This window comes from Bacillus hominis, assembly GCF_030348325.1.
GTDB classification, from domain to species: domain Bacteria; phylum Bacillota; class Bacilli; order Bacillales; family Bacillaceae_G; genus Bacillus_A; species Bacillus_A hominis.
Map to the genome: position 1 here is coordinate 1251925 of NZ_JAUCFS010000005.1, position 12221 is coordinate 1264145.

General features: G+C 35.0%; 14 protein-coding genes and 1 riboswitch. Of the genes, 6 read left to right on the top strand and 8 right to left on the bottom strand.

The window, feature by feature from the left end:
- Nucleotides 1-28 precede the first annotated feature (28 nt).
- From QUF93_RS08710 to QUF93_RS08725, 4 genes are all read left to right on the top strand, one after another.
- A complete protein-coding gene (locus QUF93_RS08710) occupies nt 29-751 on the top strand; it encodes a prepilin peptidase (RefSeq protein ID WP_289358500.1) in 723 nt (240 codons plus the stop codon).
- Nucleotides 752-765: 14 nt separating this feature from the next.
- Nucleotides 766-1077: a cyclic-phosphate processing receiver domain-containing protein gene (locus tag QUF93_RS08715; RefSeq protein WP_289358501.1), complete on the top strand. Its 312-nt coding sequence runs from the start codon at nt 766-768 to the stop codon at nt 1075-1077.
- Nucleotides 1078-1393: 316 nt separating this feature from the next.
- Entirely contained in the window at nt 1394-2098 is a 705-nt protein-coding gene (cuyB, locus tag QUF93_RS08720) for a cysteate racemase (RefSeq protein WP_289358502.1), read from the top strand.
- Nucleotides 2099-2222: 124 nt separating this feature from the next.
- The gene (locus tag QUF93_RS08725; RefSeq protein WP_002117299.1) at nt 2223-3092 is read left to right on the top strand and encodes a LysR family transcriptional regulator; all 870 of its coding nucleotides are present in this window, start codon (nt 2223-2225) and stop codon (nt 3090-3092) included.
- 324 nt (nt 3093-3416) lie between these two features.
- Here the strand turns inward: QUF93_RS08725 and QUF93_RS08730 are convergent, their stop codons facing one another.
- The 8 genes from QUF93_RS08730 to phaQ form a co-directional block, all read right to left on the bottom strand.
- Nucleotides 3417-4847, bottom strand: coding sequence for an IS4-like element ISBce2 family transposase (locus tag QUF93_RS08730; RefSeq protein WP_080019313.1), 1431 nt, complete (start codon nt 4845-4847; stop codon nt 3417-3419).
- A gap of 261 nt (nt 4848-5108) precedes the next feature.
- Nucleotides 5109-5960, bottom strand: a complete 852-nt coding sequence (locus tag QUF93_RS08735; protein ID WP_289358503.1) for a formate/nitrite transporter family protein — start codon at nt 5958-5960, stop codon at nt 5109-5111.
- A gap of 208 nt (nt 5961-6168) precedes the next feature.
- Nucleotides 6169-6963 (bottom strand): MeeY/MeeF family manganese export membrane protein, encoded by a 795-nt coding sequence (locus QUF93_RS08740; protein ID WP_289358505.1) that lies wholly within the window; start codon nt 6961-6963, stop codon nt 6169-6171.
- 79 nt (nt 6964-7042) lie between these two features.
- Nucleotides 7043-7217: riboswitch (yybP-ykoY riboswitch) on the bottom strand.
- Nucleotides 7218-7255: 38 nt separating this feature from the next.
- Nucleotides 7256-8575 carry a TrkH family potassium uptake protein gene (locus QUF93_RS08745; RefSeq protein WP_289358506.1) on the bottom strand — a complete coding sequence of 440 codons (1320 nt, stop codon included), beginning with the start codon at nt 8573-8575 and terminating at the stop codon, nt 7256-7258.
- Nucleotides 8576-8688: 113 nt separating this feature from the next.
- Nucleotides 8689-8874, bottom strand: coding sequence for an alpha/beta-type small acid-soluble spore protein (locus tag QUF93_RS08750; RefSeq protein ID WP_000241212.1), 186 nt, complete (start codon nt 8872-8874; stop codon nt 8689-8691).
- 142 nt (nt 8875-9016) lie between these two features.
- A complete protein-coding gene (locus QUF93_RS08755; RefSeq protein WP_001067911.1) occupies nt 9017-9460 on the bottom strand; it encodes a MaoC family dehydratase in 444 nt (147 codons plus the stop codon).
- Between the two features lie 101 nt (nt 9461-9561).
- Complete coding sequence (phaP, locus tag QUF93_RS08760; RefSeq protein ID WP_002011575.1) at nt 9562-10086, bottom strand: polyhydroxyalkanoic acid inclusion protein PhaP; 525 nt, start codon at nt 10084-10086, stop codon at nt 9562-9564.
- 42 nt (nt 10087-10128) lie between these two features.
- Entirely contained in the window at nt 10129-10581 is a 453-nt protein-coding gene (gene phaQ, locus QUF93_RS08765) for a poly-beta-hydroxybutyrate-responsive repressor (RefSeq protein WP_000903018.1), read from the bottom strand.
- Between the two features lie 198 nt (nt 10582-10779).
- On the opposite strand from phaQ, the gene phaR reads away from it, so the two are divergent.
- A complete protein-coding gene (phaR, locus tag QUF93_RS08770; protein ID WP_000566956.1) occupies nt 10780-11262 on the top strand; it encodes a polyhydroxyalkanoic acid synthase subunit PhaR in 483 nt (160 codons plus the stop codon).
- Between the two features lie 152 nt (nt 11263-11414).
- Nucleotides 11415-12158 (top strand): acetoacetyl-CoA reductase, encoded by a 744-nt coding sequence (locus QUF93_RS08775; protein ID WP_002117312.1) that lies wholly within the window; start codon nt 11415-11417, stop codon nt 12156-12158.
- Nucleotides 12159-12221: the final 63 nt, after the last annotated feature.

Below are 12221 nucleotides of genomic sequence, written 5' to 3' on the forward strand. Positions count from 1 at the left end.
TATGTTCTTTTGGAAAGGAGAGGAAGGGATGTTCACTTATGTATATGCATTGTTAGTGGGTATGGTGTTTGGTTCTTTTTTTATGGTAATCGCAATGAGGGTTCCTGTAGGTGAATCTATTATTACACCGCGTTCGCATTGTCACTACTGCAAGTATACGTTACAGCCGAAAGAACTGATTCCAATCATTTCATTTTGTATGCAGAAAGGGCGTTGTACGAATTGTAAAAGAAAAATCTCAAGTTTGTATATAGTATTTGAATTTGTTACAGGGAGTTTATTTTTTCTTACTGTATATGTAATTGGAATAGAACGAGAGCTCATCATCATTTTATCGCTCTTTTCTTTACTTCTTATTATTTCAGTTACAGATTTAGTATATATGCTAATACCTAATAGTATTTTAATTTGGTTTGCGCTTTTGCTTATTTTAGAATGTATTTTTGTACCGTTAGTTACTTGGATAGATAGTTTAGCTGGTAGTGGAACTATATTCATTTTGTTATATTGCATGCAAAGGATTCATCCAGATGGTCTTGGCGGAGGTGATGTAAAATTACTTTCGTTACTCGGATTTATAGTGGGAGTGAAAGGGGTTTTTATAACTTTATTTTTATCATCTTGCTTTAGTCTTTGTTTTTTCGGGATTGGTATCGTATTAAAACGTATAGAAGCAAGAAAGCCCATTCCGTTTGGACCTTTTATTAGTCTTGGAGCAATATGTTATGTGTTAGTTACATATTCAAAATAGAAGGGAATTAGAAAATGAATGTGTATATGGATGATCAAAGAAGTTGCCCGTACGGATATCTTTTGGCAACTACAGTAGAATCTGCAATGCAAATCGTTCGAAATCATGATGTGAATATCCTTTCCCTTGATTTTAATATGGGATGGCGACAGAGTAATGGGCTCGATTTCGTAGAAACTTTTTGTAAAGAAGGATTATATGTTCATGAAATTCACTTCCATACAAATGATGTCATCGGTTTGCATAAGATGAAGCAAAGAATAGAGAGAGGGAAAGAAAAAGGGGAGATTGAAGCTCATATTATCGTGAAATATGTAGGGAGCTAAAAACTCCAAAGTAAAACTTAAACGGACTATAATAAGAAGAGTTTTCGATTTGCCTGCAACCCACCAATCAGAATTAGATGAGATTCTTTTTGATTGTACGTATCGATAAGCTCCCTACTCGTATACCAGTTATCAACCAGCGCATATACTTGCTCATCACTTGTTAGATAGTAATATTCGATATCAAAAGCCTCTTATACATTAGTTATCAATACATATTTTCTATTGTTGTATAGATTCTTTCTATAATTCATCTCTTAAAAAGGAACTTATAATTAAATCAATCATTCAAAATATGTTTAAAGTGGTGAATAAAATGCAAAAAGTTGTTGGGATTATTGGGGGCATGGGGCCTTTGGCGACTGTTGATTTAATGAACAAAATTATTTCTTATACACCTGCAATGAAAGATCAAGATCATATCCATATCATTGCAGATAACTATTCTCAAATACCTGATCGGACAACGGCTATTTTGGGAAAGGGAATAGATCCGACCCCGTACATTGTACAATCAGCGCAGCGATTGCAAAACGCTGGTGCGGATTTTCTTGTTATTGCGTGTAATACCGCTCATTTTTTCTATAAGGCGGCTAAAAAATCTGTTAATATTCCGATTTTGCATATGCCTTTAGAAACGGCCCGTTTTGTGCAAGAAAATAATTTTAGAAAAGTAGGTTTGTTAGCTACGGATGGGACGATTAAAACGGAACTATACCAAAACAGTTGTCAACGTTACAGGATTGATGTCATTGAGCCTGATAGAAAAATGCAAGAAAAAGTGATGGAAGGAATATATGCTATTAAAAGTGGAGATTTAGAAACAGGATTTTTATATCTTTCAATGGTTGCTAATAAATTGAAAGATAGCGGAGCTGAGGCCATTATAGCAGGTTGCACAGAGATTCCACTTGTATTGAGATCATCTGAAAATATTTGCGTTATTGATCCAACAGAAATTGTAGCTAAAATGGTTATTAAAAAAGCTAATAGAAAAGAGAAAGAAATAATAAAAGTGTAATTTAGAAGTTGGGAATGCAGCAGAATTGTTGCATTCTTATTTTATGGATGTTTGATGCATACGATTTTACGTGTACATGTTATAGTAAATGATGATAGAGAGCTAAAGTAAGGAGCGTTTAAACATGAATATTGAAAATATTGAAGCTTTTATATATGTTTGTCAACTTGGTAGTTTCAATAAAGCTGCCGAAGCTCTTTATTTAACCCAACCTTCTGTAACAGCACGTATCCAATCACTCGAACGTGAAATTAATATAAAGCTTTTTCATCGAAAGGGCAATAAGATTTCTTTAACTGAAAAGGGAGAGTATTTTTTCCCACATGCACAAAAAATTTTGCAATCTTATCAGGAAGCTAAGTATGGGTTGCAACAAGTAACAATCCCATATGACTTGGTAATTGGGAGTGCTTCATCGATATCTAATAATATCCTGCCTGAAATTTTACCTAGTTTCAAATCTGAATTTAAGGATGTTAGGATGAAAATTGTAACTGGTCATTCACAAGACATCTTACAGAAGGTTATTAATAAAGAAGTTGACTTTGGCATCGTACGAACAGAAACACATCCTCAAGTAGAATCAATTCGTCTTTATAATGATCCTATTGGCCTTTTTGTGCCACGAAATCATATACTTTTAAAAGAAGACAAAGTAACGATAGAACATGTAAGTAAACAACCCCTTATCTTCTTTGATTATGGATCAATGGATTGGCTCATGATTCATCGGTTATTTTCAAGTAATGATGTGAGCCCGACTATATCTTTAGAAGTAGATAATATGGAAACAGCGAAAAATTTAGTGATACAAGGGATGGGCATTAGCTTCTTGCCTGAACATTGTGTTAAACAAGAATTAGAAAATGGAGAGTTGATCCGAGTGGAAATGGCACCTCCAGTGAAAATTAATATTAGTATTGATTTTATCTATTTAAAAGGTAGGCCAAAATCTGTTTTTATTGACTTTTTAAAAGAGAAGATGTGTAAATAAAACAAACTGATTGGTATATCAATCGGTTTGTTCTTGTTCTGGAGTTGATAGGCATGGGATCCTGATGTATACCTATCAAGCTAAGAAAAGAGGTCACCCCAAAAACGATAAAATAATCTTCTCTGTTATAAGAGGGTCTAAAATTTCGTTCTGGGGGTGCTACAAAATATTAACTTGATGGGAATGTGTCGCTACCCCACATCCATCAACTTAACGTATATTTTTATACAAAATGCGGTCTTTCCACGTAGTTTTTTATTATCTTTTATAGATGTTATAAAAGTAGGCACATCAAATAAACCCTGACGGGTTTCAAATTTTTCGCTATGCTACCTGATGGGCAGAAGTGGTATACTCATACACAACACCTAAAATATCAAAGACTGTTTTTTTCTCATATCTGTGAGATTTTCGTCCGTTTCGCTGTAGGAGGTTAAACAGACGAAGGAGAATCTTTGATAATTCTTGGGTGTTTTTATGTAGTGCTTGATGAAAAAGTAAGAAATAATCTTTAATTATGTACATCGCTTTATATTCACTTAGTTCTTTCTGTTTCTTACGTAACAGGAGTTCTCTCATTTTAAACATAGTAGAAGAACATAATAGGATACTAATGAGTTGTCCATAAAGGTGGCATTCTAATCGCTCTTGTTTAATAGATTTACAACGATGAATTCGAAACCAAGATTTCCATATTTTAAATAACAGCTCAATTTGCCAACGCAGTGAATATAAATCATAGATTTTCTCTTTCGGTACCCATTCCGTAGGAATGTTTGTCATATATACCGTAATTCCTTGTAAAAGTTTCGTACGCTCTGTATATGTAATCCCTTTTTTCTTTTCGCGAATAGCTCGATCATGTAGACGTTTCTGTTTTTGCTCCTCTGTACATCTATAAACCACAATGCGAGTGGGTAGTTTGTCTTTGCTCCCTACATATACATCATGTAATTCATACACTTGGCCAGGTTGTAATTGGTTCATGATGTCTTCCAAATGAATTTGTATATATACCGGTCTCAATTGAGCAGGTTTTGTTTTAAATACCACTGTTTCGAATTCTTTTCTATATATTTTAGTTGGTAATTTAAGACGCGATAAATAATACCCTTCCTTATCTTGGATCGATTTAAAGTCTTGTAAACGAAAATACCCTAAGTCACGAATATATAGTTCATTCTTTTGTGTCATGTCCATTCGAGTCGCCCCATATGCCTGATCACTTCGTTTTCCTGGTTCAATTTTCACATCAGAAAACTCTCCACTCAACAAGTCATACTCTAATTGAATTTTCACACCAGCTGTATGACTACAGCCTCCGGCACCAGGATAAGTAGCTGCGAATCGATCTGGAACTTGAAAGGTTGTAGAATCAAGGATGCGAATCCGCTCAAAGTAAGCAGAAAGAGAATGAGAAATTGTAGATGATCCTCCAATTTTAGCTTGTAGAAGTGTAGTAAATACATTTCGAAAGAAGGCTACAGAAGCCGAGTTAAATCGTCGATTCAGTCCCTCAGGACTTAATAAAATTCCTGTTGAAGTTTCTAATTGACTACAAAGTTGAGTAAGAGAGGTTGTAGCGATTTGTTGATTTAACCATACACACAAAGATAAAAAATGGTGCCCATGGCACTTACGTTTTCGTTTCATTCCACCTGCTTCTATAGCTAATTGATTAAGTGTAGCGGGAGACATATATCGATATAACTCTTCGGCAAATAAAGACAGCTCTTGTTTTTGATGCATATTCATAAAAAGCACGTCACCCTTTCTCATTAACATAAGAGAATAGTAACGTGCTTTTAAGTTTAAGAATAGTCTAAATCCTTAAGTTGATGGATGTGTGTCGCTACCCCTATATGTTAGATTTCTTGTTTAATGCAACAGTTAAATCAATTTTTTGATTAATTTAATTTAAAACCCCCTAACATATTAGACACATATAATATGTTAGGGGGTTGATTTAATAATATTTTTTAAAATTAGGTCTTGATAACAGACACTTTAGAGTTTCTAATGTTTCATATGTGCTTGTAAAGGAATAATTTCCTCTGTTTGAGCTGCTACTAATTCAGTTTCTTCTTGTTTAGCAACAGGTGCTTTCTTTGTTAAGTAATGATATACCATACCGACAAATACCGATCCGCCAATAATGTTACCGATTGTAACTGGAATTAAGTTATGAATAGCCCCAGCGAAAGTAATTGTATCAGGATGTGGTGAAACTAAAGATAAGGCAAACAATGATAAGTTTGCGATGCTATGCTCATAGCCAGATAAGAAGAATGTGAAAACGAGCATCATTATCATCAATATTTTTGCTGTATCACCTTTTACTTGAGAAGGTAAGAAGCAGGCAAGACATACGAGCCAGTTACATAAAATCGCTTTAAAGAATAATTGTATTGTAGGTGTGTTCATTTTTCCTTCAACGACTGTATTCATTAAATGACCGTGATCGATTGCTCCGAAAATGCCAGTTGCGTAAAATAGTAAGGCAAAGAATAAAGCGCCAGCTAAGTTACCTGCATAACAAGCAACCCAGTTACGAAGTGTATCAGAAATCGTTGTTTCTTTTCGTAAAGTTGCCACTGTGAAATACATTGTATTTCCAGTAAATAATTCAGCACCGCCATACATAATAAGTACGAGAGCAATTCCGAAAAACATGGAGGAAGCTAAATATGTTGCTGGTGAATCTGCAATGTGAAAAAAGTTACCTAATTTAAAACATAGTACAATAACAAAACCGATATAAATACCAGCAAGTGCAGCACGAATGAAATATTGCATTGGGTTTGTATCTATCATTTGCTTTTTGCTCTTAGCCAGTTTGACAACATAATCTAATCCTTGTTCTAGCATGAGTAATACGCTCCTTTAGTACATCGTCTATAAATACTCCTTATATGAATAAAGTACATGGATTTGTTCTCGTTTTCAATAAGTTTGTTCAATATTTCACAAAAAGGACATACATCTGAAAAGGAAGCGTTTACAACGAGTGGTATAATGGGATTTTTTCTGAAAATAGAGAGGGATTGAAATGAGTGAAAAAGAAAAAGCGCTGTAATTACAGCGCTTTTTCGTCTAAATTCTTTTCTACTTTTACTTCTACTTCTTTCGAGAAGAACCAACCGCCAACTGCGATTCCGATTAATACAATCCAGAATGTAAGCTTCCACGGAGTAGATTCTGGGAATGAATGCGGAAGGACACCTAAAGCAGGGTGTGCTAACGTATAAATTGCTAATTTCACACCAACCCAACCTACAATTAAGAATGCTGCAGTTTCAAGTCCTGGTTTACGTTTTAATATTTGTACGAAAGCAGTTGCGGCAAATCGCATTATAACTAATCCGATAAGTCCACCTGTAAAGATAACAATAAATTGACCTGTATCAAGGCTACCAATCGTACCTAATCCTGTTTTCGGTAAAGTTACTGCTAGTGCAACAGCCGCTAAAATTGAATCAACAGCGAAGGCGATATCAGCAACTTCGACTTTAAATACAGTCCACCAAAAGTTCTCTTGTTTTTTCTTTGCTTCTTTTTCTTCTGTCTCTTCATGTGTATTCTTTTTAACATACGTTTTAAATAAGTGATTACCAGCGATAAACATAAGATAAAGGGCACCGATTGCTTGCACCTGCCATACATCGACTAGGAACGAAATCATAAATAGTGATCCGAAGCGGAAAACGAACGCTCCTGCTAATCCATAAAATAGTGCTTTCTTTCGTTTTTCTTCTGGTAAATGTTTTACCATAATTGCGAGAACGAGAGCGTTATCAGCCGCTAAAATCCCCTCTAGTGCAATTAGGATGAGTAATACCCAACCATACTCCAATAATAATGATACATCCATGTACATTCTCCTCTCATTTCTATAAAGACTAAACAAGTGAAGAAGTTCCCCACTGTTTAGTTTCCCCATACTCCTGCATATCAACGGTGGAAGGAATTGGTAAAAACAAAAAAGACCTCTGCCATTGATAGGCAAAGGTCTTGCTAGACATATGTAATGAAAATGCCAACAAAGCCGGAAGAACTAAGTTCTACGTAATGACGACTTTGTTTCCAAGAAATAGTTCTTGGACGCTACTCCCCTTTGGAGATATGCTATTGTATTCTCATTATATGGATAATTTATACGGTTGTCAACCTGTTAAAATATCTTCGTTTGGATATTTTATTTTTCTTTGTTTTTTACGTGCAAATGAAAAGGCTAATGTTAAAGGCCCCATCTTTCCAAAAAACATCATAAAGATAATAATTGTTTTGCCGATGATTGTTAAGTGTGGTGTCAAATTCATGCTAAGGCCGACAGTTCCAAATGCTGAAAATACTTCAAAAGCACTCATTAATAAAGGAACTTGCTCAGTGATGCTTAAAATTAAAATGGAAAGAAAAATAAACGAAATTGAAATAATGGTAATGGTTAATGATTTGACAATGAGCGTATCTTTAATGGATTTTTTAAACACGACAATATCATCTTGCTCTTGCAAAAATTTAAATACGCCAAAAAACATAATTAAAAAGGTCGTTAACTTAATTCCACCACCAGTTGAAGCACTACCAGCACCGATAAACATAAGAAGCATCATTAATAAAAGAGAAGGTTTTGATAATGCAGAGATATCAACAGTGTTAAACCCGGCAGTGCGCGTCGAAATCGCTTGAAAATAAGCAGCCATACCTTCTTCAAATGGTGTAAACCCTCTCATGGAAATTGAGTTATGAAACTCGAATATGAAAATAAAAGCTGTAGCAATAATATTGACGATAAGAGTAGAAGAGAGCATAAGTTTTGAGTGCAAAGTAAGGTTTTTAAAGTTTTTCTTTCTTTTTATATCTACGATAACCGTAAAACCAATCCCACCTAAAATGATGAGGGAAGAAATAACGAGATTGACGAGAATACTATGGGAGTGGGACATTAAATTATCGCTCCATACAGAAAAGCCAGCGTTGTTAAAGGCAGAGATCGAATGAAAAAAGCTATAATATATACCTTTGGCAATCCCGTATTTTGGTACCCATTCAAAAGAGAGAAGTAAAGTAGCGATACATTCTACAGCAAAAGAAAATAAAAATAATGCTTTTGCAAGACGAATGACACCGCCGATATTTGTTTGGTTCAATGCTTGTTGTAATAAAATTCGGTTTTGAAGGCCGATTTTTCTGCCGAGCATAATTGCGATTAAAACAGCAAAGCTCATAATGCCAAGCCCGCCAACTTGTATAAGTGTTAAAATGACACATTGGCCAAATAAGGTAAATACTTTACCAGTGTCCACAACACCAAGCCCTGTAACCGTACAAGCAGAAACCGTTGTAAATAAAGCATCGAGCCATGAAATAGACGCTGTTGTAGCAATTGGCAATTTCAATAGGCATGTACCGATAATTGATAGCATAATAAAAGATAAAGTAAGAACACGGGGAGGACTCATGCTAATGTTAATCCGTTTCATTTCACATATCGTTCCTTTCAATTTGCTCTTACTAGTATGTGAAAAAGCACTATTATGTATGTTAAAAAAGAAAGAGGCAGAGAATATCTGCCTCTTAGCCATAGGTTATATAGTTATCCGCGTAATTGTTGTTGAGCTAAAGCAACAAGACGTTTCGTTACTTCACCGCCAACTGATCCGTTAGAACGAGATGCTGTGTTAGATCCTAAGCTTACACCGAATTCTTGTGCGATTTCATATTTGAATTGTTCAAGTGCTTGCTCTGCACCCGGAACTAGTAATTTGTTTGTTTTAACCATGCTGATACACATCCTTAAAGAGTAATCCAGTTTAGCTAAGTGCTATCTGGTAACGTTATTTTATGTGTAAACGACATACTCATACACGGAAGTAAACGGTGTGATTAGAAGTTCTTGGATAGAAAAAAGAGTAGCAAATTTGCTACTCTTTTTTCAGTATTGTCGCTGTACCTTCTACGACAATATCATCGGATTGATTATATATGTTTGTTTGCAATGTAATGATTTTTTTATCGTCACGCTTTTTAATAACTTCTGCCACAACGCGAAGTGTATCACCGATTTTGACAGGAGCACGGAATGAAACGTTTTGTGATAAATAAATCGTATTTTTGCCTGGGAGTTTCGTTCCAAGAATGGTAGAAATAAAACTTGAAACGAGCATGCCATGGGCAATACGTTCTTTGAACATTGTCGTTTTTGCAAAAGAGTCTAGAATGTGAATAGGATTTACATCTCCAGTCAATTTTGCAAAATTGATAACGTCCTCATCCGTAATTTTTTTTGTAAGTGATGCTTGATCACCGACTTGAATCTCATCGTAACGAAGCTCCGGAACAGTTTGTGCTTCTTGAAATGGATTCATTTTGTCCTCCTTCTTTTCCATATCGAAAAATGTAAGCCATCTTGATGTAGTAGGAGGAAGAAAGAGTTTTGTTTGTGCTGCAGTTAGTTGCCACATTTTTCTTACTTGATGGAAGTAAATAGATTTTTTGAGTTTTCCTCGAACTGCTTTGCGAGTTCTAGTTGTTTGGACTTGAACTCTCCCAAAAAAACTTCTAACTGTTTTTGAACCTCTTCACGTTGCGACTGTTGTTGTTCGATAAAGTGTTTTGTTGTTTCTTCAAATTGGCCGCTAGTTTGAGTAAGAATAGACAAAGATGTTTTCGTAGGCGAAACAGTAAGTTGGTGCATTTGATTAGAAAGCTCATTCCACTTTTCTTGCCACTCGTTAATTTGATCATTTAAGGAGTTTCCAGTTAATTGCTTCACATAGTCTGTATATTGGTTATTGAATTGAGCAGTGAATTGGTGTAGTTCTTTTTCTAGTTCATCTACTCCTGATGTTAATTTATGCAAAGCGTCTTGTTGTTGTTTTAACGTTTCTAAAGTAAGTTGCTCTAATTGTTTCCCAGCTGAAGAGAAGAGGGAAAGAGATTGAGACCAGTTTTTCCAAAATGCATCGACTAATTCGTATGGCTTAGTTTCCATTGTTTGACCTCCAAATGTTTTTTTGCATATTGTGAACGCAGATTACTCTGCTGTACCACCAGGTGAAGATGAAGAATCCTTTTCATCCTTTTCTGGAGAAGTAGAAAATGGAAAGAATGCATTGGTGTATAACGTGAAAAACGTCCGCAACATATTTTGATAATGTTCAAAAGAAGTCGCACATGTTGTTAAATATTGCTCTCCATATTCTGTTAAAGAATAAATTCGTTTTGCTGGCCCGCCTTCGCTTGTATCCCAAGTAGAAGAAATAAGATTTTCTTTTTCTAATTTGCGCAAGGTCCTATACACATTACCTTGGTCAACAGAAGAAAAGCCGATGTCCATTAGCATTTGAATAAGTTTGTAACCATGAAGACTCCAGTCTTTTAGACAGAGAAGTAAGAAAGGAACTAAGAAGTTTTTTGGCATGGAGTTTGGTTGTTTCGCTTGGTTTTTTTCCAAACTTTCTGGGTGTTCTGGTTCATTATGTAGCATGATTAAGCATCACCTCATGAATCAGTTAAATGGAATTTTTTGCTTATAAGTGCAATTTACACCTATCTGTTTTTAATGTCAATACATTTATCGGAAAATAAAGAAAAATAAAATATAGACTTGAATTTCTATTCGGAATATTAGAAAATAGTGAATAGGTTGAATTGTTTCAAAAACAAAAAAGGGAGTGTAGGCGAAGTGATTGATCAAAAATTCGATCCATTGCAAGCATGGAAAAATGCTTATGAACAAACCGAAACATTTTGGGGAAAAGCGCTCAATGAAACAATTAAAACAGAAGAATATTCTGCTTGGATGGGCAGCGTTCTAGATTTGAATTTGTTTTATCAAAAAGCATTAAATGATACGACAAAAAATTATTTAGAGCAGGTGAATGTGCCGACGAGAGAGGATATCGCTAGAGTAGCTACGCTTGTTATTAACTTAGAAAATAAAGTTGATAACATCGAGGAAATTCTAGAAGAGAAAGTGGATTCATTAGGACAAGCTCCTACATTAAAGCGTGATGTTACGAAAGTAAAACAAGATATGCGCACGTTAGAAACGAAAGTTGATCAAATTTTAGAATTGCTAGAAAAGCAAAATGCAGTACTAGCTAAACTACAAGTACCTGTAAAAGAAGAAGTAAAGCCTGTAAATAAGCCAGAAAATAAAAAATGATAATCGCGTTTGTTTATAACGTGTAAAAGAGAGAGGGAGAATCTCTTTTCATGTATAAACAACGAAACATAATTAATATATGGACTCAATTAGTATGAGTACCAAAATGATTCATAACAATCGTTCACAAATTCATTTAAGGGGGAAAAGAAATGGTTCAATTAAATGGCAAAGTAGCAATCGTAACAGGTGGGGCAAAAGGAATTGGAAAAGCAATTACAGTAGCATTAGCACAAGAGGGAGCAAAAGTAGTTATTAACTATAACAGCAGTAAAGAAGCAGCTGAAAACTTAGTAAATGAATTAGGAAAAGAAGGACATGATGTTTATGCAGTTCAAGCGGATGTTTCTAAAGTAGAAGATGCAAACAGACTTGTAGAAGAAGCTGTGAATCATTTTGGTAAAGTTGACATTCTTGTTAATAATGCTGGTATTACAAGAGATCGTACATTCAAAAAATTAAATCGTGAAGATTGGGAGCGCGTAATTGACGTGAACTTAAGCAGTGTATTTAATACGACAAGTGCGGTACTTCCATACATATCAGAAGCAGAAGAAGGAAGAATCATTAGTATTTCTTCTATTATTGGCCAAGCTGGTGGATTTGGACAAACAAATTACTCAGCAGCAAAAGCAGGTATGTTAGGATTTACAAAATCATTAGCGTTAGAACTTGCAAGAACAAATGTAACTGTAAACGCAATTTGCCCAGGATTTATTGATACTGAAATGGTAGCAGAAGTACCAGAAGAAGTACGTCAAAAAATCGTTGCGAAAATCCCGAAAAAACGTTTTGGTCAAGCTGATGAAATTGCAAAAGGTGTAGTATATCTATGCCGTGACGGTGCGTATATCACAGGTCAGCAATTAAACATTAACGGCGGATTATACATGTAATGAAGTAAGAAAAAAGTGCATATCCATAGCAGGAATGCACTTCTTTTTTAGAAAGAAATCGAC